The 23,446-nt window shown below is 71.6% G+C and carries 22 protein-coding genes; 13 read left to right on the top strand and 9 right to left on the bottom strand.

Features of this window, described 5'->3' with window-relative positions:
* Positions 1–151: 151 nt before the first annotated feature.
* Positions 152–697, bottom strand: a complete 546-nt coding sequence (locus ACFY9E_RS01410) for a sigma-70 family RNA polymerase sigma factor (RefSeq protein ID WP_390978209.1) — start codon at positions 695–697, stop codon at positions 152–154.
* 222 nt (positions 698–919) lie between these two features.
* Here ACFY9E_RS01410 and ACFY9E_RS01405 point away from each other — a divergent pair, with 222 nt between their 5' ends.
* Entirely contained in the window at positions 920–2,074 is a 1,155-nt protein-coding gene (locus ACFY9E_RS01405; protein WP_390978207.1) for a CapA family protein, read from the top strand.
* A 3-nt stretch (positions 2,075–2,077) separates the two neighbouring features.
* On the opposite strand, the gene ACFY9E_RS01400 is transcribed toward ACFY9E_RS01405, so the two are convergent.
* Positions 2,078–3,508, bottom strand: coding sequence for an amino acid permease (locus ACFY9E_RS01400; protein ID WP_390978205.1), 1,431 nt, complete (start codon positions 3,506–3,508; stop codon positions 2,078–2,080).
* A gap of 108 nt (positions 3,509–3,616) precedes the next feature.
* Positions 3,617–4,078, bottom strand: coding sequence for a universal stress protein (locus ACFY9E_RS01395; protein ID WP_390978203.1), 462 nt, complete (start codon positions 4,076–4,078; stop codon positions 3,617–3,619).
* Between the two features lie 87 nt (positions 4,079–4,165).
* On the opposite strand from ACFY9E_RS01395, the gene lysX reads away from it, so the two are divergent.
* A complete protein-coding gene (lysX, locus tag ACFY9E_RS01390) occupies positions 4,166–7,456 on the top strand; it encodes a bifunctional lysylphosphatidylglycerol synthetase/lysine--tRNA ligase LysX (RefSeq protein WP_390978201.1) in 3,291 nt (1,096 codons plus the stop codon).
* An 89-nt stretch (positions 7,457–7,545) separates the two neighbouring features.
* The gene (locus ACFY9E_RS01385) at positions 7,546–8,391 is read left to right on the top strand and encodes a polysaccharide deacetylase family protein (RefSeq protein ID WP_390978199.1); all 846 of its coding nucleotides are present in this window, start codon (positions 7,546–7,548) and stop codon (positions 8,389–8,391) included.
* 39 nt (positions 8,392–8,430) lie between these two features.
* On the opposite strand, the gene ACFY9E_RS01380 is transcribed toward ACFY9E_RS01385, so the two are convergent.
* Complete coding sequence (locus tag ACFY9E_RS01380; RefSeq protein ID WP_390978197.1) at positions 8,431–9,099, bottom strand: class F sortase; 669 nt, start codon at positions 9,097–9,099, stop codon at positions 8,431–8,433.
* A gap of 351 nt (positions 9,100–9,450) precedes the next feature.
* Between ACFY9E_RS01380 and ACFY9E_RS01375 the strand changes: the two genes are divergently transcribed.
* On the top strand, positions 9,451–10,026 hold the full coding sequence (locus ACFY9E_RS01375; protein WP_390978195.1) for a hypothetical protein: 576 nt from the start codon (positions 9,451–9,453) through the stop codon (positions 10,024–10,026).
* Positions 10,027–10,139: 113 nt separating this feature from the next.
* Here the strand turns inward: ACFY9E_RS01375 and ACFY9E_RS01370 are convergent, their stop codons facing one another.
* The 3 genes from ACFY9E_RS01370 to ACFY9E_RS01360 all read right to left on the bottom strand — a co-directional run bounded on the left by ACFY9E_RS01370 (position 10,140) and on the right by ACFY9E_RS01360 (position 11,822).
* A complete protein-coding gene (locus ACFY9E_RS01370) occupies positions 10,140–10,676 on the bottom strand; it encodes a hypothetical protein (RefSeq protein ID WP_390978193.1) in 537 nt (178 codons plus the stop codon).
* A 224-nt stretch (positions 10,677–10,900) separates the two neighbouring features.
* A complete protein-coding gene (locus ACFY9E_RS01365) occupies positions 10,901–11,635 on the bottom strand; it encodes a DUF4239 domain-containing protein (RefSeq protein ID WP_390980236.1) in 735 nt (244 codons plus the stop codon).
* Positions 11,636–11,690: 55 nt separating this feature from the next.
* Positions 11,691–11,822, bottom strand: coding sequence for a hypothetical protein (locus tag ACFY9E_RS01360; protein WP_390978191.1), 132 nt, complete (start codon positions 11,820–11,822; stop codon positions 11,691–11,693).
* A gap of 184 nt (positions 11,823–12,006) precedes the next feature.
* On the opposite strand from ACFY9E_RS01360, the gene ACFY9E_RS01355 reads away from it, so the two are divergent.
* The 4 genes from ACFY9E_RS01355 to ACFY9E_RS01340 all read left to right on the top strand — a co-directional run bounded on the left by ACFY9E_RS01355 (position 12,007) and on the right by ACFY9E_RS01340 (position 16,861).
* Positions 12,007–12,303, top strand: coding sequence for a hypothetical protein (locus ACFY9E_RS01355; protein WP_390978189.1), 297 nt, complete (start codon positions 12,007–12,009; stop codon positions 12,301–12,303).
* A gap of 291 nt (positions 12,304–12,594) precedes the next feature.
* Positions 12,595–13,575, top strand: a complete 981-nt coding sequence (locus tag ACFY9E_RS01350; RefSeq protein WP_390978187.1) for an SCO0930 family lipoprotein — start codon at positions 12,595–12,597, stop codon at positions 13,573–13,575.
* A gap of 332 nt (positions 13,576–13,907) precedes the next feature.
* Complete coding sequence (locus ACFY9E_RS01345) at positions 13,908–14,720, top strand: SAM-dependent methyltransferase (protein WP_390978185.1); 813 nt, start codon at positions 13,908–13,910, stop codon at positions 14,718–14,720.
* On the top strand, positions 14,717–16,861 hold the full coding sequence (locus ACFY9E_RS01340) for an EAL domain-containing protein (RefSeq protein ID WP_390978183.1): 2,145 nt from the start codon (positions 14,717–14,719) through the stop codon (positions 16,859–16,861). Before ACFY9E_RS01345 ends, ACFY9E_RS01340 begins: the two co-directional genes overlap by 4 nt.
* A gap of 99 nt (positions 16,862–16,960) precedes the next feature.
* Here ACFY9E_RS01340 and ACFY9E_RS01335 read toward each other — a convergent pair whose 3' ends face one another.
* A complete protein-coding gene (locus ACFY9E_RS01335) occupies positions 16,961–17,845 on the bottom strand; it encodes a LysR substrate-binding domain-containing protein (RefSeq protein ID WP_390978181.1) in 885 nt (294 codons plus the stop codon).
* A gap of 83 nt (positions 17,846–17,928) precedes the next feature.
* Here ACFY9E_RS01335 and ACFY9E_RS01330 point away from each other — a divergent pair, with 83 nt between their 5' ends.
* From ACFY9E_RS01330 to ACFY9E_RS01320, 3 genes are read left to right on the top strand one after another with little or no spacing between them, the layout of a single operon-like run.
* Positions 17,929–18,636, top strand: a complete 708-nt coding sequence (locus ACFY9E_RS01330; RefSeq protein ID WP_390978179.1) for a succinate dehydrogenase — start codon at positions 17,929–17,931, stop codon at positions 18,634–18,636.
* A gap of 1 nt (position 18,637) precedes the next feature.
* Positions 18,638–20,584 (top strand): fumarate reductase/succinate dehydrogenase flavoprotein subunit, encoded by a 1,947-nt coding sequence (locus ACFY9E_RS01325; RefSeq protein WP_390978177.1) that lies wholly within the window; start codon positions 18,638–18,640, stop codon positions 20,582–20,584.
* On the top strand, positions 20,581–21,330 hold the full coding sequence (locus ACFY9E_RS01320) for a succinate dehydrogenase/fumarate reductase iron-sulfur subunit (RefSeq protein WP_390978175.1): 750 nt from the start codon (positions 20,581–20,583) through the stop codon (positions 21,328–21,330). Before ACFY9E_RS01325 ends, ACFY9E_RS01320 begins: the two co-directional genes overlap by 4 nt.
* Here the strand turns inward: ACFY9E_RS01320 and gvpO are convergent.
* The gene (gvpO, locus tag ACFY9E_RS01315; protein WP_390978173.1) at positions 21,275–21,580 is read right to left on the bottom strand and encodes a gas vesicle protein GvpO; all 306 of its coding nucleotides are present in this window, start codon (positions 21,578–21,580) and stop codon (positions 21,275–21,277) included. The two genes, ACFY9E_RS01320 and gvpO, sit on opposite strands and share 56 nt — an antisense overlap.
* Before the next feature lie 278 nt (positions 21,581–21,858).
* On the opposite strand from gvpO, the gene ACFY9E_RS01310 reads away from it, so the two are divergent.
* Positions 21,859–22,626 carry a GNAT family N-acyltransferase gene (locus ACFY9E_RS01310; protein WP_390978171.1) on the top strand — a complete coding sequence of 256 codons (768 nt, stop codon included), beginning with the start codon at positions 21,859–21,861 and terminating at the stop codon, positions 22,624–22,626.
* Positions 22,626–23,441: a 1-acyl-sn-glycerol-3-phosphate acyltransferase gene (locus ACFY9E_RS01305; protein WP_390978169.1), complete on the top strand. Its 816-nt coding sequence runs from the start codon at positions 22,626–22,628 to the stop codon at positions 23,439–23,441. Before ACFY9E_RS01310 ends, ACFY9E_RS01305 begins: the two co-directional genes overlap by 1 nt.
* The last annotated feature ends 5 nt before the right edge of the window (positions 23,442–23,446 follow it).

The raw sequence follows: 23,446 nt of genomic DNA, 5'->3' as shown, positions 1-23,446 counted from the left end.
CCTTCCTGCCTTCCTCCGGTACGTGCGCGTCGCCCGACACCGGGCCCCGGGAGCGCTGACGGCCCCCTCCGGAACACGGATGAGAACAGCCGATTACTCAACCGGGGTCATCGGCAAGGCGCTTTACGGAGGCTTGACCCACCCATTGGTTTCACCGCAGGTCGGCGGCGTATCCCGGTAGCACCCTGCGCAGGGCACGCAGCGCGTAGTACGCGCGGGACTTCACGGTACCGGGCGGGATCCCGAGGGTCGCCGCGGCTTCCGCCACACTCGCCCCCTGGAAGTACACCAGCACCAGGACTTCACGGTGCTCCGGAGTGAGTGTCTTCACAGCCTGGCGGACGTCCAGCATCGCCGCGGCCCGCTCCGCGTGGTCGGAGATGACCCGCGCGTTCTCCAGCACCGCGTCGCCGACCTCGGCCGGACGGGCCTGACGGGCCCGCCGGGCGTCGATCGCGAGCCGCCGCGCCACGGTCATCAGCCAGGGCCGCACGGAGTCGAAGTCGTCGGCGCGCAGGGCCTCGGGATGCTGCCAGGCACGCACCAGAGTCTCCTGCACCAGGTCCTCCGCGCGCTGCCGGTCGCCGTCGCAGAGCCGGAGCAGCAGCGCGAAGAGGGGCCGGCCGTGCTCCCGCTGCAGTGCGGCGAGCTCGTGCTCGGCGGTCGTCCCGTTCATGAGTGTGGATCCGGCCGTCATGGCCGTATGCCACCGCAGGGCGCGGCCGGGGCACAGGGCACGTACCCGGCTGTGCGGCGGACGGTCGATCGCGTCGACGAACGGTTCGACGAACGGTCAGGGCGCCCGGCCATGCGGGTGCCGGACGGGCCGATGAGCGTGTCGGAGCCGCGTGGGGCGGCATGCGCCTTCTTTCCTGTTTGTGTGTAAATACGACCACAACGCCCACAGTGGGGTGAATGCATGCTCGCACGCAGCCGACAGGTCGCCCTGGCCCTGACCGTCGTCCTCGCCGCAGGCGCCGCCTGCCAGGCCCGAGACCACGACAAACCCGACCGCGGACGCCCGGCACCGGCCGCCGCCGGGCCTCGCGGCTTCACGCTGGTCGCCTCCGGTGACGTCCTCCCGCACAGCCCGATCATCGACCGGGCCCGCTTCGACGCAGGCGGCACCGGCTACGACTTCCGGCCGATGCTCGCCGGGATCCGCTCCGTCGTCTCCCGCGCCGACGTGTCCCTGTGCCACATGGAGACCGTCTACGGCGCGAACGGCGCCTACACCGGCTACCCCACCTTCAAGTCCCCGCCCGAGGTGGCCCGGGCCCTCGCCGCCACCGGCTACGACGGCTGCTCCACCGCCTCCAACCACACCCTGGACGACGGTGCCGACGGCATCCGCCGCACCCTCGACGCCCTCGACCGCGCGGGCGTCAGGCACGCCGGATCGGCCCGCACCGAGGAAGAGGCGGGCACGGCGACCGTCCTGCGGGCCGGCCCGGCCGAGGTCGCCCACCTCGCCTACACCTACGACACCAACGGCCTCCCGCTCCCGGACGGGCAGCCCTGGGCCGTCAACCTCATCGACGAGGCCAGGATCGTCGCAGACGCCCGGGCCGCGCGCCGGGCCGGCGCCGACGTGGTCCTGGTCTCCCTGCACTGGGGCACCGAGTGGCAGGACGCCCCCGACGACCGGCAGCTGGCCCTGGCCCGGAGCCTCACCGCCGCGCGCACCGGGGGCCGCCCCGACATCGACCTGATCCTCGGCACCCACGCGCACGTCCCGCAGGCCTACGAGAAGGTCAACGGCACCTGGGTGGTCTACGGCATGGGCGACCAGATCGCCGGCGAGATGACCAACCACGAGGGCGCCAAGGACCCGCGCGGCAACCAGTCCACCCTCGGCCGCTTCACCTTCGCCCCGCCCGCACGGCCGGGCGGCCGCTGGGAGGTGACGAAGGCGGAGTTCGTCCCGCAGCTGTTCGACGTCGACGCTGGCCGGGTCGTGAACCTCAACCGGGCGATCGCCCAGGGCGCCGACGTCCGGGCCGTCCGCGACCGCATCCGTGACGTCGTGCTCAGCCGGGGCGCGGCCGGGGACGGCCTGGTGATGGGGGAGTAGCGCCTACCCCGGTTCCCCGGACCCGCGCCGCGCCATCTCCGAACTGCGGTACGAGTAGGCGAAGTAGACCACCAGCCCCAGCGCGAACCAGACGGCGAACCGCACCCAGGTCTGCCACTGCAGGAACGTGATCAGCCAGATCGAGAAGACGACGCCCACCGCGGGCACCACCGGCATCCACGGCGTACGGAACGTGCGCGGCAGCTCCGGCTGCCGGTAGCGCAGCACGATCACCGCCGTGCACACCACCACGAACGCCAGCAGGATGCCGATGTTGGTCAGTTCGGCCGCCTCGCCGATCGGCAGGAACCCGGCGATGGCGGCCGAGGCCACCCCGACGATCCAGGTGACCCGCGTCGGCACGTGCCGTGTCGGGTGCGTCTTCGCGAACCACTTGGGCAGCAGCCCGTCCCGGGACATCGAGAACCACACCCGGGTCACGCCCAGCATGAACGTGAACATCACCGTGAGGATGCCGATGATCGCGCCCACCGCGATGATGTCCGCCAGCCCGCTCAGCCCCACCGACTTGAACGCCGTCGAGAAGCCGCTCTCCTTGTCGATGTCCTTGTAGTCCTGCATGCCCGTCAGCACCAGGCAGGCCGCCACGTACAGCACCATCGAGATGACGAGCGAGTAGATGATCGCCTTCGGCATGTGCCGCTGCGCGTCCTTGGACTCCTCGGCCGCCGTCGACATGGCGTCGTAGCCGAACACCGCGAAGAACACCGTCGCCGCGCCCGTGAACGCCCCGCCCACGCCGTACGGGAAGAAGGGGTCGTAGTTCGCCGTGTCGATGTGGAACACGCCCACCCCGATCACCAGCAACACGACCAGGACCTTCAGGATCACCACGACCGTCTCGAAACGGGCCGCGTTCTTGATGCCGAGGTTCAGCAGGTAGGCGGTGAGCAGGCACAGCAGCGCCGCGAACAGATCGACCCGGTGGCCGTCTCCGGTGCCGGGGGCGCCCAGCATCCAGGCGGGCAGATCGGCGCCCATCTCACCGACCAGGAAGCTGAAGTAGCCGGAGATGCCGATCGCGACCACCGCCACGATCGCCGTGTACTCCAGCAGCAGGTCCCAGCCGATGAACCAGCCCGCCAGCTCGCCGAGCACCGCGTAGCCGTAGGTGTAGGCCGAGCCGGCCTTCGGGATGAGCCCGGCGAACTCGGCGTACGACAGGGCCGCGGCGGCACTCGCGACACCCGCGATGAGGAAGGAGATGAGCACGGCGGGCCCCGCCGTACCGTTGGCGACGGTTCCCGCGAGCGTGAAGATGCCCGCGCCGATGATGCCGCCGACCCCGATCGCGGTCAGCTGCCACAGCCCCAGCGACCGTTCCAGCCCACCGCCCTCGCCGGCTTCCGTCTCCTCGATCTGCTCGATGGGTTTGCGACGGAGAATCCCCTCACCCGTCCGGAGCCCGGCCATGCGCCTCACCTCTTCGCGATCGGCAAACGCTGACGGCGGATCATGATGGCCCAGGCGACCGCCGGACGGAAGACACCACGCACGGATCGGGCAGGACCCCGGCCCGGTCTACGGCACGACCGTCACCGGCCACCGGCCCGCCTTCACCAGGCGTACCGCCACCGAGCCGACGATGCGGTGACCCGCCTGTTCCGAGGCGCCCACGACCACCGCGTCCGCCTTGAGTTCGTCGGCCGCCTTCACCAGGCCGTTGTACGGATCGCCGCGGAACGTGTGGAACTCCCAGCGGACCTCGAATATCCCCTTCAGCCGCTCGGCGGCGTCCCGGATCTGCGCCACCAGGTCCTCGGCGATCTCGTCCGTCGTCTCCGCGACCGGCGCCCCCAGCGCCGCGCCCGCCGCCAGCACCGGCTGCACGTACACCACGGCGAGCAGCGCGCGCTGCCGCCGGGCCAGGCCGCCGGCGTAGGCCGCGGCCCGCAGGGAGGAGTCGGAGCCGTCCACCCCGACCACGATCACCTTCGGACCGTCCGTGCCCCGCTCGAACTGTCGGGAGTGCTGTTCCGTCACGCCGCGAGGCTATCGGAACCGCGTGATCCGGCGGCCGGGCGGGCGCTCGACGGGCGAGGAGGCCCGGGGGTTCCTACAGTCGAAAGCATGAGCGTCATCGCGGACACCGGGACGGCCGAGGACACCGCGGGCCCGATACGGCCATCCCGCCGGGCGCACGGCCTCCTGAGCCGGGTGCCCGAGGGTTTCGCGATCTTCTTCGGGGCTCTCGGTCTGCTCTGCGCCCTGCTCGCGCTGATCCCCCCGCTGCGCACCGGCCTGCGCCCGCTCGTGCGCTTCCTGGACCTGCTGCTCGTCCCCGTCAGCGCCAACCTCGCCTACGCCGTCTTCCTGTTCCTGCTCGCCGCCGCGACCGGCGCACGCAAGAAGATCGCCTGGTGGCTGGTGGTCGTCTACCTGGGTCTGCTGGTCCTCACCGACATCCTCGGCATGGCCGTCGGCGAGTTCGCCGAGTCCGTCCCCTCCTTCGTGGTGTGCGGCCTCGCCCTGATCCTGCTGGTCATCGCCCGCAAGGAGTTCTATGCCGCCTCCCGCCGCGCCGCCGTACGCCGGGCCCTGGCCGTCCTGGTGGCCGGCCTGGTCGTGGCGATCCTGGCCGGCTGGGTCCTGGTAGAGGCGTTCCCGGGCAGCCTGCCGAGCGGTCAGCGCCTGGCCTGGGCGGCGAACCGGGTCTGCGGCGGCCTCGTGCCCGCCGGCAGCTTCGACGGCCGCCCGCCGCACGCCCTGTTCTTCCTGCTCGGCCTGTTCGGCGCGCTCGCCCTGCTGAACGCCGCCGCCACCCTCTTCCGCTCCCAGCGCCTCGAAGCCGCCCTGCACGACGACGAGGAGGCCCGCATCCGCGCCCTCCTCGGCCGCTACGGCGACCAGGACTCCCTCGGCTACTTCGCCACCCGCCGCGACAAGGCCGCCGTCTTCTCACCCAGCGGCAAAGCAGCCGTCACCTACCGCGTCGAGGCCGGGGTGTGCCTGGCCAGCGGCGACCCGGTGGGCGACCGGGAGGCCTGGCCGCACGCGATCGCCGCCTGGCAGGAGGTGGCACGCCGCTACGCCTGGGTCCCGGCCGTGATGGGCGCCTCCGAGGAGGGGGCCCGGGCCTTCGTCCGCGCCGGGCTCGGCGCGCTCCAGCTCGGCGACGAGGCGATCCTGCACGTCCTCGACTTCGACCTCGACGGCCGCGACATGCGTATCACCCGCCAGGCCGTCAACCGCGTCCGCCGCCAAGGCGTCACCTGCCGGGTCCGCCGCCACTCCACCCTCTCCGAGGAGGAGATGCGGCAACTCGTCGAGCGGGCCGACGCCTGGCGCGACACCGAGACCGAACGCGGCTTCTCCATGGCCCTGGACCGCCTCGGCGACCCGGCCGACGGCGACTGCCTCCTCGCCGAGGCCCTCGACCCGGAGGGACGGCTCCTCGCCATCCAGTCCTTCGTGCCCTGGGGCAGGGACGGCGTCTCCCTGGACCTGATGCGCCGTGACCGCACCGCCCCCAACGGCGTCATGGAGTTCATGGTCGCGGAACTGTGCGCCGCCGCCCCGAAACTCGGCGTGCGCAAGGTCTCGCTCAACTTCGCCGTGTTCCGGTCCGTGTTCGAGGAGGGCGCCCGCATCGGCGCGGGACCGGTGCTCCGCCTCTGGCGCCGCCTGCTGCTGTTCTTCTCCAAGTGGTGGCAGCTGGAGGCCCTGTACCGCTCCAACGCCAAGTACCACCCCGAGTGGTACCCCCGCTTCCTCTGCTACACGGAGGCCGCCTCCCTCGCCCGGGTCGGCCTCGCCTCCGGCATCGCCGAGGGCTTCGTCTCCGTACCGTCGATGCGCACGTTGTGGGGAAAGGGAAAGGGGCACCCGAAGGGCGGACAGCGGCCCGCCACCACGGAGGGGCTGCCGTCGTTGGCGGCGCTCGGCCTCGCCGGAGGGGACGGGACCGAGCCCGCCGACCCCCTCTCCGGCCTGTCCGACCAGGTCCGTGTCCGGCACCACAAGCTCGACCGGCTGCGCGCCGACGGCACCGACCCCTACCCGGTGGGCATCCCGGCCCGCACCCACACCCTCGCCGAGGTCCGGCCGGGCGAGCAGGTCACCGTCGCCGGCCGGATCATGCTCGTCCGCGACTTCGGAGGCATCGTCTTCGTCGTCCTGCGCGACTGGTCCGGCGACCACCAACTCGCCCTCACCCGCGACCGCTCCGGCCCCGCCCTGGACCGCTTCACCGCCGACACCGACATCGGCGACCACATCACCGTCACCGGCCAGGCGGGCGTCAGCGACCGGGGCGAGCCGACCGTCTTCGTCACCTCCTGGCAGCTCACCGGCAAGTGCCTGCGCCCCCTGCCCGACAAACGCCGGGGCCTGGCCGACCCCGAGGCCAAGGTCCGCCGCCGCTACCTCGACCTGGTCGCGAGCCCCGACGCCCGCGAGGTGATCCGCGCCCGCTCCACCGCCGTCCAGGCCCTGCGCCAGGGCCTGCTGGACCGCGGCTACCTCGAGGTCGAGACGCCGATGCTCCAGCAGATCCACGGCGGCGCCAACGCCCGCCCCTTCACCACCCACATCAACGCCTACGACCTCGACCTCTACCTGCGCATCGCCCCCGAGCTGTACCTGAAGCGGCTGTGCGTCGGCGGCCTGGAGAAGGTCTTCGAACTCGGCCGCACCTTCCGCAACGAGGGCGTCTCCTACAAGCACAACCCCGAGTTCACGATGCTGGAGGCCTACCAGGCCTTCGCCGACTACGACGTGATGCTCGACCTGGTCCGCGAACTCGTCCAGGGCGCCGCGACGGCCGCCTTCGGCAGACCCGTCGCCCACAAGGACGGCACGGAGTACGACATCTCCGGCCGCTGGCCCGTCAAGACCGTCTACGGCGCCATCAGCGAGGCCCTCGGCGAGGAGATCCACCCCGGCACGGAACTGCCCGCGCTGCTCCGGCTGTGCGACCGCGCCGACGTGCCGTACACCCCCGACGACGGCCACGGCGACGTCGTCCTGGAGATGTACGAGCGGCTCGTCGAGGAGAAGACCCGGCTGCCCACCTTCTACAAGGACTTCCCGACCGACGTCTCCCCGCTGACCCGGCAGCACCGCACCGACCCGCGCCTCGCCGAACGCTGGGACCTCGTCGCCTTCGGCACCGAACTCGGCACCGCCTACTCGGAGCTCACCGACCCCGTCGAACAGCGCCGCCGTCTCACCGCACAGTCCCTGCTCGCCGCCGGGGGAGACCCCGAGGCGATGGAACTCGACGAGGACTTCCTCGACGCCCTCGAATACGCCATGCCGCCCACCGGCGGCCTCGGCATCGGCGTCGACCGGCTGGTCATGTTCCTCACCGGCCTGACGATCCGCGAGACCCTCCCCTTCCCCTTGGTGCGTCGCCGCTGACCCGTCTGCGGGGGCCGAACGGGTGAATGTGTGCCGCCACACCGGTGTTGCTCAGGTGCGCCGGGCGTCCGCCGGGCGACTGATGAGTCATGAAGAAGGATCAGTTGCTCTCCCGGCCGCTCACCCGGCGCCGGGCGTTGATCGCGGGCGCCGGAGCCGTGGGAGCGGTCGCGACGGCGGGAGTGCTCACGACGGTCACCGGGGACGGGCCCGTCGCCTCCGCCCCGGCCGCGGGCCCGCAGCGCCGGCGGCCCCCCAAGTCCTCCGCGTACCGCCTCCAGCCCATCACCGGCTACGGCCCGCCGCGCGCCGTGCCCCGCCGGACCCTGGTACGCCGCGAACCGCTGCTGCGCGTGTCCGGCCGCGGCCGGACCATGGTGCTGACCTTCGACGACGGCCCTGATCCCCGCTACACCCCGGACATCCTGGACACGCTGGCCGAGTACGACGTGCGCGCGATGTTCTTCGTGTGCGGCGAGATGGCCGCCGGCAACAAGAACCTGCTGGCCCGGATGGCCGACGAGGGCCACGTCGTGGGGAACCACACCTGGTCCCACCCGTTGCTCACCCGGCTCACCCGGCGGCAGATCCGCTCCGAGATGGAACGCACCTGCGACGTCATCGAGGACGCCTACGGGGAGCGCCCCGAGTGGTTCCGCGCCCCTTACGGCGCCTGGAACCGGGCCGCCTTCCAGCTCGGTGCCGAACTCGGCATGGAACCGCTCGCCTGGACGGTCGACACCCTCGACTGGACCACCCCCGGGATCCGGTCCATCACGAAGCGGGTCGAACGCGGCGCCGCCCCCGGCGTCGTGGTGCTCTCGCACGACGCCGGGGGCGACCGCTCGCAGAGCGTGCGGGCCCTGCGGCGCTATCTGCCGGAACTGCTGGACTCCGGCTACCACGTCACCGTGCCCCGGCGGCACGACGCGTGAGGGACGCGTCGGGGCTCTCGCCCGTCCGGCCGGGAACGCTCAGCGCACCTCGACCAGGCGGGCGAACGCGACGACGTTCCCCGCATAGCCCTCCTGCTGGGAGAAGCCGCCGCCGCAGGTGATGACCCGCAGTTCCGGCGCGCCCTTGGAGGCGTAGACACGGTCGCCGGGGAAGTTGTTCTTCTCGAACACCTCGACGCCGTAGATCTCGAACACGGCGGTCTTCTCGTCCTGCCGGGCCACCTCGACGCGATTGCCCTTCTTCAGGGCCCCGAGCCCGTAGAACACGGCGGGGCCCTGCTGGTTGTCGACATGGCCGACCACGACCGCGGTGCCCTTCTCGCCGGGGGTGACGGCACCGGTGAACCACCCGGCCAGGTTGGGGTCCTCCGGCGGCGGCGCGCCGACCCAGCCGTCCGCGTCCAGACCCACCGGGATGATCGGCGCGTCGACCTGGATCGCCGGGATCCTGACCCGGTCCGGGAGGGCGTAGGGCAAGGGGCGTACGGTCCCGGCGAAGGTGTCGCCGGGCACCCGGCTGTCCGCCGCCGCCGCGGTCGCCGGCTGCGGCGGGCCCTCGTCGAACTCCCCCGAACCATTCCGGATGAGCGCGAGGCCGGTCAGCAGAACAAGCGCTATCACGCCCCACGGGGCGCGCTTCTTCCGCCGTGCCTCCTCTTCCGCCTCGGCCAGCTCGGACGCAGACATTCGCCATCCCCTCTCGACGCGGCCGTCGCCGTGTCAATCGCGCATATCAGCACGCTAAGCGGCACGTCCGAAACCGGCGACGGGGCGGGGGCGAACGGGTGGCCCGGGGCCGGAAGGGGCGGAGCGCGGATAAGAGGTGCGCCATCCGAGTTGCCGCCGCGAGGAAATTTCTGACGGCCCGTGACCTGCGGCGATATCCGATTGTGTGGTTTTGCCGCGCCGTCCTCTCTCACCAGGACGGACCATTCCCGAAATGCGGCTTGCCGCACGGCAACTGACTGTCTTTCTGGGAGGCGCTTTCTCGCCGATCGACCGGGGACGGGTCCCGGGGCGCCTTCCGCGGAGGTTCACATGCGTAACACTCGTGCCCTGGCGGTCGCCGGCGCGGCGGTCGCCGCCCTCGGCCTCTCCGCCCCCGCGGCCATCGCGTGGGACACGCCCACCAACATCACCGCCCTGCCCGGCGTGATCGCCCGCGGCGGCCAGCTGACCATCACGGTCGACGGCTGCCGCAACGGCGGCACGGCCACGTCCAACGCGTTCGCGCCGACCCGGCTGTCGCCCGCCCACCACGCCGGCAAGGGCAACGAGGGCGACAGGGGCGGCGCCGGCAACGAGGGCGACAGGGGCGGCGCCGGCAACGAGGCCGGCAGGGGCGGCGCCGGCAACGAGACCGCGCGGGGCACCGCCATCATCAACAGCAACGCCCGTCCTGGCTCGTACGACATCACGGTCACCTGCAACGGCAGGACCCTGACCAAGCCGCAGGCCTTCACCGTCATCGGCGGTGTCCGCGGCGGCCTCGGCGGCAGCAGCACCACCGGTGCCACCCCGACCGACATGGCCATCGGCGGCGGTCTGGTGGCCGCGGCGGTCGTCGGCGGCGGCGTGTTCTGGATGCGCCGCCGGGCCGAGCGGCGCATCTGACGCCTCGCTTTGCCGCTGCCTCGACGAGGTGTCGCCGCGCACGTGAACGGCCCTCGCCCCGGCCCCCCTCTCACCCGGGGGAGCCGGGGCGAGGGCCTGCGGCCGGGAGCATGTCAGCCGGCGTCCTCGTCGGCGCGGCGGCGCGAGAAGTGGTAGGCGACACCGAGCGACCCGGCGATCAGCGCGGCACCCAGGCCGATCTCCTTGAGGTCGAAACCGGCGACCGTGCCGCCCTCACCGGCGTGCACACCCTTGTGCGGGTGGTGCGCCTTGTGATGGGTGGGGTGATGCGTGGGGTGATGCGTCGGGCGGCCGTCCGCGATCGTCAGGAGCGCGCTGCCGCTCGACCTGTCACACTCGAACTCCACGTCGTACACGGCGCCGGGCTTGGCGTCCCAGTCCACGACGGCCGTCGCCCAGGACTCGTGCGGCGCGATGGTGACCATGTCGAAGACCGGTGAGTTGACCGCCGCCTCACCGCGGCACGCTCGGTTGCGCTCCACCCGCAGCGTGACCTCGCCCCCCGGCGCGACGGTCGAGGGCTCGACGCCGAAGACGAAGTCGGTACGGATCGCCGCGTCGGCGGGCACGCAGGAGGTGAGGGCGCCGGCACCCAGCAGTGCGGCCGAAGCGAGGCATATCGCGCGCATGGTGAATCCTCCGGGTCCCCGAGGAGCAATCGCGGACCTGTTCCGCTCACGTCACAAATGCACCTCGATGCCCGAAACGCTAGAAAGGCGCGCACGATGGCGCGATCGCAGTAGCGCGAATGGGGCACGGGTGTGGGCCGCCCGGGGGAACGACGTTGCGCGGCCGGGGGACGTCGACGGTGTGTCGCTCGCCCCCCGGACGGAATCCGTGCTCGGGAACGCCGTCAGTCCTTGACGCCCGGGAAGAGGTTGAGGAACGGGTCCGCCGACGCGGTCACGCCCCGGCTGTAGGGCGAGTCGAAGTCCCAGATGAGGAACAGCAGGAAGGCGATCAGCGCCGAGAAGAGACCGGCGAGGACCAGTTCACGGGTCGTTCTGCGGATCTGCAGGGCGAAGATCATCCCGATGGTGACGACGGCCCCGGCGATCAGCCCGAACCACACCACGCCCGGCATGGTCTCCCCGGTCGACTCCGCCCGGGCGATCCGGGCCTGGTTCGCCGCGGTGACCTGGTCCAGCAGCGGCTGGTAGGCCTGGGCCTCGAAGTCGGTCGCCGGCTCGTAGTCGGTGACGTCCTGGCGGATCCGCTCGAAGAGCTCGGTGCCGCGCTCGGTCATCTCGCCCTTGTCGGCCATGGTGTCCCACTCGGTGGTGACGACATGGCTGACATAGGTGTGGATGTCGTCCCGGATGCGGTCGCGCTCGCCGGCCGGGTAGACCCGCACCCGCTCCGAGATCTCGTGCAGCGCGGTGGCCTCGGCCTGGACGTGGTCCTGAGCGGCGCTGCGCCCCTCCCAGACACCGGCGATCGCCAGGCCCAGGACGATCGCGTAGATCACGCCGATCCACATCGTCATGTACTCGATGACGTCCGGGGTCTCACTGGGGTCTTCCTCCTCGGACGCCGTGCGGTGGCGTACGAAGGTGATGACGACCACCACGGCACAGGCGGCCAGCATCGCGAGGGTGAGAACAAGCCATTCCGGCAAGAGGTGCCTCCAGGGGCTTCAGGGATCAGCGCGCGCGCAGCGCGGCGACGGCCACCACCGCGGGCACCGTGACGAGCAGGACGAAGGTGAGCGGCGACATCGTGCCGTTCGCCGGCCGTGGCCGCGGCGGCGTGGCGCGGTACCGCGGGTAGTGCACCGGCGTCGCGGACGGACGCGGTGCCGGTGTGGCCGGCGGGGCCGGTGCGGGGGCCGGCGGAACGGGTCCTGGCGGCACGGGTCTCGGGGCCGGCCGGAGCGGGGGTGGCGCCGGGCGTGGCGCGGGCGGCGGGGGAGGTGGCGGCTCGGGTCTGGCCGTGGGGGCCGGTTCCGGGGGCGGGGGCTTGGGTGAGGGCGGCGGTTTCGGAGTCGGTGTCGGCTTCGGCGGGGGCGTCGGCTTCGGCGGTGGCGGTGGCGGCGGAGTCGGGGTCGGGGTGGGTGTGGGGGTCGGCGTGGGTGGCGGGCACGGCGGTTTGGTCGGCCAGGTCTTCCTGCTTCCGGCGTACGCCACCGCCTCGGTGCCGTCCGGCCCCGTCGAGGCGTACGCGCAGGCGTCGGCCACCGCCACGCCGGCCGGTGCGCCGACGAGCGCCCAGGTGAGCGTCGCCACCGCCAAGACCCGTGTGGCAAGGGCGGTTTGAGTCGCGAGGGGTCCATGCACGACGAAGATCATGAGCCCTCTGCCGCCAGGACGTGCCGGGACGCAAGGGGATTGCCCCGAAAGAGGGATATCGGGGTGCCGTCGGTTTGATCGGCGGTAGTCCGCAGGTGCTCGGCGCGCACGCGTGTGCGACGGGGCGCGGTGCCCGCCACGGGTCCCGGAAAGAAATGTGGCCGACGGTTGAACACAATGGCCACCCCCATGCGTACTCATGGTCGTGCGGCGGCGCAGCAGGGCGCTGCAACACCCTTGCGATTATGGGGAGTTGACGATGAAGACCTCCTGGCGGAGCGCCTCACTCGTGGCGAGCGCCGCGGCGGTCCTGGCGCTGACGACGGCGTGCGGTCAGGACAGCCCACCGGCGGCCAGCCAGAACGTGGGCGCCACGGCCGCGCCCGGGGACTACGGAAACATCGGTGCGGGCACCGGGACGGGAGCGAGTGGCACCGCGAGCGGCCAGCCGGCCGCGCCGAGCCCCTCCAGCCCGTCCAGCCCCGCGGGCAAGTTGTCCGTCTCCACCGCCGAAGAGGTCGGCAAGGTGGTCACCGACAGTCTCGGCCTCACCCTGTACCGGTTCGACCAGGACACGGCCGAGCCGCCCAAGACGAACTGCGACGGCGACTGCGCCAAGACCTGGCCGCCGGTCCCGGCCGACGACGCCGAGGCGGGCGAGGGAATCGACAAGGCGCTGCTCGGCTCGGTCACCCGGGCCGACGGCACCAAGCAGCTGACGGTCGGCGGCTGGCCCGCCTACCGCTACGCCAAGGACGTCAACGCGGGTGACGTCAAGGGCCAGGGCGTGGGCGGCAAGTGGTACGCGCTCGCCCCCGACGGCAAGAAGGCGCAGGGCGGCGGGGAAGCCGGCGGCGCTGGCGAAGCGGTCGAGGCCGGGCTGTCCACGCGCAACGACCCCAAGCTCGGCGAGATCGTCGTCGACAAGAACGGCATGACCGTCTACCGGTTCAAGAAGGACGAGGCCTGGCCCAAGCCCGTCTCGAACTGCAGCGGTGCGTGCCTGGAGAAGTGGCCGCTGGTGGAGCCCGTCGACTTCGCCGACACCAAGGGCATCCAGAAGAAGGGCTACATGACCTTCGACCGGACCGACGGCAAGGGCAAGCAGCAGACGATCAACTGCTCGCCCATCTACACCTTCGCCGGCGACAAGGCTCCCGGCGACACCAACGGCCAGGGCGTCGGCGGCACTTGGTACGCCGTCCGGCCCGACGGAAAGCTGGTCGGCGCGTCGGAGTAGCAGAGAGACCTCCCCAGGGTTGATCATCGCGTCCACCCGAAGCGCAGACCTGGTCCGCCCCTCCGTGCCCCCACGGAGGGGCGGACCGTTGTGCGTGCCTCACCTGAACCCATTCACCATGTGACGGTTTTCCCTTCCGGACGCGAACTCTCCGGAACGCCTCGGACACTGATCGTCATATGTTCGGGGGGTCTGCGGAGGGGTATCAATTCGGCACGTGCCGCAGGCAGTGACCGGGAACGGATGGTCAATTTCCGTTTCGGGTCGCTCCGTTGGCGGGCGATCAGTAGCCTCTGCTCGAACACCGGATCGCCTACGCCTTGGAGAGATAGATGGAGCGTCCCGCCTGGGCCCCACGGAGCATCGACATCTCGGTGCCCAGCGTCTCCCGGATGTACGACTACTACCTGGGCGGATCGCACAACTTCGAGGTCGACCGGGAAGCGGCCCGCAGGGCCATGGAGTTCATGCCGGGGCTCCCCAAGATCATGCAGGCCAACCGCGCCTTCATGCGCCGCGCCGTGCGTTACGCGGCCGACCAGGGCATCTCCCAGTTCCTCGACGTCGGTTCCGGCATCCCCACCTTCGGCAATGTGCACGAGGTGGCCCAGTCCGCTCGCCCCGGCGCGCGCGTGGTGTACGTCGACCACGACCCGGTGGCCGTGGCGCACAGCGAGGCGGTCCTGGAGGGCAACGAGGACGCGGGCGTCGTCGCCGCGGACCTGCGCAAGCCCCAGGAGATCCTGAGCAGCCCCGAGGTGGAGCGGCTGATCGACCTGAATCAGCCAGTGGCCCTGCTCCTCGTTGCCATACTGCACTTCGTGGAAGACGAGGACGATCCGTACAGGGCCGTGGCCGAACTGGGCGAGGCGCTCGCGCCCGGCAGCCTGCTCGTCCTCACCCACGCCTCCTACGAGGGGATCCCGCTGCCGCCGGAGCGGGCCGGGGGCGCGGTGGACGTGTACGAGGACATCCGCAACCCGCTGATCATGCGCTCGCGCGAGGAGATCGCGCGGTTCTTCGAGGGGTACGACATGGTGGAACCCGGACTGGTGGCGATGCCGCGCTGGCGGCCCGACACCGCACCGGACGACGAGGATCCGTACGCGTTCTCCGGGTTCGCGGGCGTGGGGCGTACGGCGTGATCGCGGAACCGGACGGGCCGGAGGACAGACTGCGCCGGTTCGCGACGATCTGGAGCCGGGCCGTCTTCCCGGTGACCTCGACGTCGTCGACCCGCCCCGAGTTCGAGGCGCAACTGCTGCCCTTGGCCCGCCGTCTGAGCGAGGCACTGCTGGCCCGGACCTTCGACGCCGACGCGGGCAGGACGGTCGGCGCCGCCTTGGTGGACGTGCACTGCACCGACCCGGAGGCGCTCAGCCGCACCCTGGACTGCGTCGACGCCTACCTGGTCCTGTACTGCGGCGGCGACGGTGACCAGGAGGGCCTGCGGGCACGGTGCGCGCGGCTCCAGCACGCGATGGCGGCCGGTTTCGCCCGGGCGCTGCGCGAGCGGACCCTGACCGAGCAGGAGGCCATCGCGCAGGCCGCGCTCCAGGCACAGGGCGTGGTGGCGCAGGCCCTGCACGCGAGCGAGGCGCGTTTCCGCGCCGTCTTCGAGGGCGCGGCCATAGGCATCGGCATGGCCGACCTCGAGGGCAACATACTGCAGGTCAACGGGGCGTTGCTGCGCATGTTCGGGGTCTCCGAGCAGACGCTGCGCAGCCGCAACGTCCGGGACTGGACCCACCCCGACGACGCTCCGCAGACCTGGCGCCTCTACGACGAACTCGTACGGGGCGAGCGGGAGCACTACCACCTGGAGAAGGCGTTCTACCGCCCGGACGGCACCGTCCTGTGGACCAATCTGACGGTGTCCCTGCTGCGTGACGCCGACGGCGATCCGCAGTACCAGCTCGCCCTCATGGAGGACACCACCGAGCGGCGGCTGCTCAACCTGCGCCTGCGCTACGAGGCCACGCACGACGCGCTGACCGGGCTGCCGAACCGCACCTTCTTCTTCGAGCGCCTGGAGAAGGCACTGGGTGCCGGGGAGGGCCAGCGGTTCGGGCTGTGCTACCTGGACCTCGACGGTTTCAAGACCGTCAACGACAGCCTCGGCCACGCGGCCGGCGACCGGCTGCTGGTGGAGGTCGCCGACCGGCTCCAGTCCTGCGCCACACGCCCCGGCGAGATGGTCGCGCGGCTCGGCGGTGACGAGTTCGTGGCGCTGACCACCGGGCCCGACACCCAGCGCGAGGTCGACGAACTCGCCGGGCGCATCATGAACGCGCTGCTCGCGCCGATCAGTGTCGACGGCCGGGAGCTGACCGTGCGCGGCAGCATCGGCATCGTCGAGGGCCCGGCCGGGGAACGCAGCCCCGCGGAGGTGCTGCGCAGCGCCGACATCACCATGTACCGGGCCAAGTCGGCGGGCGGCAACCGCTTCGAACTCGCCGATCCGGAGGCGGACGCCCGGGCCATCACGCGGCACGGACTGACCACGGCGCTGCCGACGGCGCTGGACCGGGGCGAGTTCTTCATCGAGTACCAGCCGCTGGTGCATCTCGGGGACGGCAGCGTCCGGGGCGCCGAGGCCCTGGTGCGCTGGCTGCATCCGCAGCACGGCGTCCTCGGGCCGGACCGGTTCATCCCGCTCGCGGAGCACACCGGGTTGATCGTGCCGCTGGGGCGCTGGGTGCTGGAGCAGTCGGTGCGTCAGGCCCGTGAGTGGCGGGAACTGCACGGCGGCGTCGAGGCGTCGGGGCCGCTGCGGATCAACGTGAACCTCTCCCCGTGCCAGTTGACGCACCCGGGCCTCGTCCAGGACACGATCGACATCCTGGAACGGACGGGCATCGAGCCGGACGCGCTGTGCCTGGAGGTCACGGAGTCGGCGCTGATCGGTGCCGACGACGATCTGCTGAAGCCGCTGCGGCGGCTGGCGGAGATGGGGGTCGACATCGCCCTGGACGACTTCGGGACGGGCTACTCCAACCTCGCCAACCTGCGCCGGCTGCCGGTCAGCATCCTGAAGCTGGACCGGTCCTTCACCCAGAGCATGCAGCAGTTCCCGGCGGACCCGGTCGACCTGAAGATCGTCGAGGGGATCGTCTCCCTGGCCCACAGCCTGGACCTCGCGGTGACGGTGGAGGGCGTGGAGACGGGGGCGCAGGCCGAGCAACTCCGCATACTGGGCTGCGACACGGCCCAGGGCTGGTACTACGCCCGCCCGGGCCCCCCGGAGAGGCTGCACGAACTGGCCTTGGTCGACGCGACGGGCTAGGGGGTCATGCCTTAGGGGGCGCGGGGAACTGCGCGACAAGCCCCAGTCGACTCGCACCCCTCAACGGTGCTCGCATCCGGTGGCACCCCCGAAACCGCCTCACCGCTCCAACAGCATCCGCTGCAACTCCCGAGCGGCCCGGGGCGGCGCCACATCGCTCCGGTGTGCCAGCGCGATCACGCGATGCAGTCCGGGCCGGGCCAGCGGAGTCACCCGCAGCCCGCGCCCGGACCGGGCCGCCACCATCCGAGGCACCACAGCGACCCCCAGCCCGGCCCGCACGAACCCCAGCACCGCGTCCATCTCCCCGCCTTCCACGGCGAAGTCGGGTTCGAAGCCCTCGGCCCGGCACGCCGCCACCGTCAGTTCCCGCAGGTCGTACCCGTGCCGGAACATCACCAGGCGTTCGCCCTCCAGGTCGGCGACGCGTACGGTACGCCGGCCCCGTCCGGGGCTCGGGGCATCCGGTGAGGAGACGACGACCAGGTCCTCCCGCAGCAGCTCCACCGTGGTCAGCGCCGGGGAGGGCGTCGGCAGCGGCAGCACCACCAGGGCGAGATCCAGCGCCCCGCGAGCCAGCTCCCGTACCAGGTCGTGCGAGCCGCCCTCCTCGATCAGCAGCCGGATGCCGGGGTAGCGGTCGTGGAAGGCGCGCAGCACGTCCGGCAGCAGACCCGTGCACAGACTCGGCGTCGCCCCCAGCCGCACGCGTCCGCTGCGCAACTGCACCAGTTCCTGCACCTCGTGCCGGGCCGTGTCCGCGTCGGCCAGGATGCGCCGGGCCAGGGGGAGCAGCGCCTCCCCGGCGTCCGTGAGCGTGATGTTGCCTCTGGCACGCAGGAAGAGATCCGCACCCAGCTCCCGCTCCAGGGCCTTGATCTGCTGCGACAGCGACGGCTGCGCGACGTGGACCAGATCGGCGGCCCGGGTGAAGTGCCGGGTCTCGGCGACGGCCACGAAGTACTGGAGCTGCTGGAACTGCATCCTCCTATGATAGCCCCAGGCTATGGAATCAAGCCGGACCATGTCTTGGACCGATCGGCCGTGGGTCCGTAGCGTGCTGTTCCATGGCTCTGGCAACGCGGACGGACAGGCGGCCGTCCTTCGCACGCACCGTGTGGGACTCCACCGTCGGCAAGAAGACCGTGATGGCGGTCAGCGGTCTGATCATGCTGCTGTACCTGGTCGCCCACATGATCGGGAACCTGAAGATCTACTTCGGCGCCGGCGAGTTCAACGCGTACGGGCACTGGCTGCGCACCGTCGGCGAGCCGTTCATGCACTACGAGTGGACGCTGTGGCTGATCCGCGTCGTGCTGGTGGCCGCCGTCGTCGCGCACGCCGTCGCCGCGTACCAGCTCAGCCGCCGCGACATCCGGGCGCGCCCCAGCAAGTACGTGCACAAGAAGCCGCGTGCGAGCTACGCGACGCGGACCATGCGGTGGGGCGGGATCATTCTCGGGCTGTTCATCGTCTGGCACGTCCTCGACCTGACCACCGGCACCGTGCACGCGGGCGGCTTCCAGGAGGGCCACCCGTACCAGAACGTCGTGGACACCTTCTCCACCTGGTACGGCAACGTCATCTACATCGTCGCGATGCTCGCGCTCGGCCTGCACATCCGGCACGGCTTCTGGAGTGCCGCCCAGACCCTCGGCGCCGGCAGCCGCACCCGCGACCGTGCCCTGAAGGCCGTCGCCAACATCCTCGCGCTGCTGCTCACGGCCGGATTCATCGCCGTCCCCGTGGGCGTCATGACCGGAGTGGTGAGCTGACATGACCTACACCGACTACGCGACCGGTGAGCCGGTCGCCGACACCAAGGCCCCGTCCGGGCCGATCAACGAGCGCTGGGACAAGCGCCGCTTCGAGGCCAAGCTGGTCAACCCCGCCAACCGGCGCAAGCACACCGTGATCGTCGTCGGCACCGGCCTGGCCGGCGGGTCCGCCGGGGCCACCCTCGCCGAACAGGGTTACCACGTCGTCCAGTTCTGCTACCAGGACTCGCCCCGCCGCGCCCACTCCATCGCCGCGCAGGGAGGCATCAACGCGGCGAAGAACTACCGCAACGACGGCGACTCCGTCCACCGGCTGTTCTACGACACCGTCAAGGGCGGCGACTTCCGGGCCCGCGAGTCCAACGTCCACCGCCTCGCGCAGATCTCCGTCGAGATCATCGACCAGTGCGTGGCGCAGGGCGTGCCGTTCGCCCGTGAGTACGGCGGCCTGCTCGACACTCGTTCCTTCGGCGGCGTCCAGGTGTCGCGGACCTTCTACGCCCGCGGCCAGACGGGCCAGCAACTGCTGCTCGGCGCCTACCAGGCCCTCAGCCGGCAGATCGCCGCGGGGAACATCGAGATGCACCCGCGTACGGAGATGCTCGACCTGATCGTCGTCGACGGGCGGGCGCGCGGGATCGTCGCCCGGGACCTGATCACCGGCAGGATCGACACGTACTTCGCGGACGCGGTGGTGCTGGCGAGCGGCGGCTACGGCAACGTCTTCTACCTGTCGACGAACGCCATGAACTCCAACGCCACGGCGATCTGGCGGGCGCACCGGCGCGGCGCGTACTTCGCCAACCCCTGCTTCACCCAGATCCACCCCACCTGCATCCCGCGCACCGGCGACCACCAGTCCAAGCTCACGCTGATGAGCGAGTCGCTGCGCAACGACGGCCGCATCTGGGTGCCGAAGGCGAAGGGGGACCGCAGGCCCCCCGGCGAGATCCCCGAGGACGAGCGCGACTACTACCTGGAGCGCATCTACCCGTCCTTCGGCAACCTCGTCCCCCGGGACATCGCCTCCCGTGCCGCGAAGAACGTCTGCGACGAGGGCAGGGGAGTGGGTCCCGGCGGGCAGGGCGTCTACCTGGACTTCGCCGACGCCATCGACCGCATGGGCCGGGGGGCCGTCGAGGCCAAGTACGGCAACCTCTTCGACATGTACCAGCGGATCACCGACGAGGATCCGTACGAGGTGCCGATGCGGATCTACCCCGCGGTGCACTACACGATGGGAGGCCTGTGGGTCGACTACGACCTCCAGACCACGATCCCCGGCCTGTTCGCGATCGGCGAGGCCAACTTCTCCGACCACGGCGCCAACCGGCTCGGCGCCTCCGCGCTGATGCAGGGACTCGCGGACGGCTACTTCGTCCTCCCCTCGACCATCAACGACTACCTGGCCCGCAACCCGCACCACGAGGCGGTGACCGACGAACACCCCGCCGTCCAGGAGGTGCTGGCCGACACCCAGGACCGGCTCAACCTGCTGCTGTCCGTCGACGGCGACCGCACTCCCGACTCCTTCCACCGCGAGGTCGGGGAACTCATGTGGGAGTTCTGCGGCATGGCCCGCACCGACTCGGGGCTGCGCAAGGCGCTGGAGCGCATCCCGCAGATCCGCGAGGAGTTCTGGCGGCGCATCAAGGTTCCCGGCACCGGTGAGGAGTTCAACCAGTCGCTGGAGAAGGCCAACCGCGTCGTCGACTACCTGGAGCTGGCCGAGCTGATGTGCCTCGACGCGCTGCACCGCGAGGAGTCCTGCGGCGGCCACTTCCGCGAGGAGTCCCAGACGCCCGACGGCGAGGCCGCCCGCAAGGACGAGGAGTTCGGGTACGCGGCCGCCTGGGAGTTCACCGGCACCGGCGAGGCTCCCGTCCTGCACAGGGAAGACCTCGTCTTCGAGTACGTCCACCCCACCCAGCGGAGCTACGCATGAAGCTCACCCTGCGCGTCTGGCGGCAGCGGAACGCCGACGCCGACGGCACGATGTCCACGTACGAGGTGGACGGGATCTCGCCCGACATGTCCTTCCTGGAGATGCTCGACACGCTCAACGAGGAACTCATCGTCAGGGGCGAGGACCCCGTCGCCTTCGACCACGACTGCCGCGAGGGCATCTGCGGGGCGTGTTCGCTCGTCATCAACGGTGACGCGCACGGGCCCGAGCGCACCACCACCTGCCAGCTGCACATGCGGTCGTTCCAGGACGGCGACACGATCGACGTCGAGCCGTGGCGGGCAGCGGCGTTCCCGGTGATCAAGGATCTGGTCGTGGACCGGTCGGCGTTCGACCGGATCATCCAGGCCGGCGGATACATCACCGCGCCCACCGGGGCGGCTCCCGAGGCGCACGCCACGCCGGTACCGAAGCCGGACGCCGACTTCGCCTTCGAACATGCCGAGTGCATCGGCTGCGGGGCGTGTGTGGCGGCCTGTCCCAACGGGGCGGCGATGCTGTTCACCTCCGCCAAGATCAACCACCTGAACGTGCTGCCGCAGGGGGCGCCCGAGCGGGAGACGCGGGTGCTGGACATGGTGGAGCAGATGGACGAGGAGGGGTTCGGGGGCTGCACCCTCGCGGGCGAGTGCGCCACCGCCTGTCCCAAGGGGATTCCGCTCATGTCCATCACCAGCATGAACAAGGAGTGGCTGCGGGCGACCCGCAAGGCCGCCAAGCGCTGACCCCGTGGGGGGGTAGGACGTTCGCCGGCAGGTGCGGACGGGCGGGACCGGGAGTGGTGCTCTTCCCGGTCCCGTCTGGTGTCCGCGTGTCACGGGCCGGGGAAATGCGAGCCAGTTCGAGTACGTCGACATCGACGATCCAGTCGTCGTCCTCGCCCCGGCACACCGCGGAAACCCCTTCGAGGCGGTGGCTGACCAGCTCCGTCAGCGCCTCGGCGGCGCGCCGAGCGGCCTCCCCGGCGCCGCGCACGTGCGCCGGCGCTCGGTGGACGAGGCCGAGCCCCTTCGACGCTCGCCGGCTCCGGGTTCTGTCATGCGGTTCACTCTCGCCGCCGGAGCCGGTGCGCGCGTGTCCGACCAGGCCGTCCGGGCCCCGCTCGCGGGCGCGAGCCGTTCAGCAACCTCACACCCGTTCTCTCTGCACATGACACGCGAAGGTCAGTCGGCATCGGCAGAACAGAGGCGAAGGATCGCACGACACCGCTCAGCGCCCCGCCTCACCGACCGGCCCGTGACCAGGAGAGAGCCATGACCGGCGTACTGACCGTCGACCGCCCCGCGCAGCCCGCGGCCCCCACCCGCTACACCGTCGCCCTCGCCCGGAACGAGGAGGACGTGCGAGCCGCCCAGCGGCTGCGGCACGACGTCTTCGCCGGGGAGATGGGAGCCCTGCTCTCCGGCCCGCAGCCGGGCCTCGACGTCGACCCGTTCGACGCGTACTGCGACCACCTGCTCGTCCGGGAGGAGACGACCGGGCAGGTCGTCGGCACCTACCGGCTGCTGCCGCCGGAGCGCGCGGCGGTCGCCGGGCGGCTGTACTCCGAGGGCGAGTTCGACCTGACCTCGCTCGACGGGATCCGGCCGCAGCTCGTCGAGGTCGGCCGCTCCTGCGTGCATCCCGGCCACCGCGACGGCGCGGTCATCAGCCTCATCTGGGCCGGTATCGCCCGCTACATGGTCGAGCGCGGCCACGAGTGGCTCGCCGGCTGCTGCTCCGTCCCGCTCGCCGACGGCGGCACCCTCGCGTCCGCCACCTGGGACCGGGTGAGCGGCAAGCACCTCTCGCCGGAGGAGTTCCGGGTACGGCCGCTGCTGCCGTGGACGCCGGGCCCCGCGCCCGCCGCCCGCGTCGAACTGCCCGCCCTGCTGCGCGGCTACCTGCGCCTGGGGGCCTGGGTGTGCGGCGAACCGGCCCACGATCCGGACTTCGGCGTCGCCGACCTGTACGTGCTGCTGCCGATGAGCCGCGTCAACGGGCGCTACCTGCGGCACTTCCTCTCCCTCGTACCGGCCTGATGAGCGCCTGGCTGCCCACCGCGCCCTGCACCCCGCGGGCCTGTGTCGAGAAGCCGTCGGCCGTGCGGGCACGGGCCGTGCCGCGTGCCGTGCTGCGGCTCACCGCGGTCCTCCTGCTCCTGTTCGGGGGGATCGCGCTGACGCCCGTCGGGGCCCGGGTACCGGCGTCCCTGGTCCAGTGGTGGTGCCGGTGGATCGTGCGGGCCGCAGGGGTCCGGGTCCGTATCACCGGTGCCGCCGCGCCCACCGGCGGACTGCTGCTGGTCGCCAACCACATCTCCTGGCTGGACATCCCGCTGCTCGCTGCCGTCCGCCCCGCCCGGATGCTGGCCAAGACCGAGGTACGGCGCTGGCCCGTCGCCGGTGCGCTGGCCGCGCGCGGCGGGACCCTGTTCATCGACCGGGACCGGCTGCGCGCCCTCCCGGACACGGTCGCCCGGATCGCCGGGGCCCTGCGCGAGGGCGCCGCGGTCGCGGCGTTCCCCGAGGGCAGCACCTGGTGCGGCCGGGCCCAGGGCCCCTTCCGCCGGGCCGTCTTCCAGGCCGCCCTGGACGCCGGGGTGCCGGTCCAGCCGGTGCGCATCGGCTACCGGCTCAGCGGCGGAACGGCCACCACGGCCCCCGCGTACGTCGGCGAGGACACGCTGATGGCCTCCCTGTGGCGGGTGGCGACGGCCCGCGGCCTGATCGCGGAGGTCGAGGTCCGGGACCCCATCCCCCCGGGCAGCAGTCCCGACCGCCGCGCCCTAGCCCACTCGGCACAGCCGTGGCAGACGGCCGCGCCGGCCTGGACGCACAAGGTGCTGGTGGCGTAGCGGCC

Source organism: Streptomyces sp. NPDC012466, assembly GCF_042955215.1.
Classification (GTDB): domain Bacteria; phylum Actinomycetota; class Actinomycetes; order Streptomycetales; family Streptomycetaceae; genus Streptomyces.
This window is presented reverse-complemented; position numbering and strand designations above follow the sequence as displayed.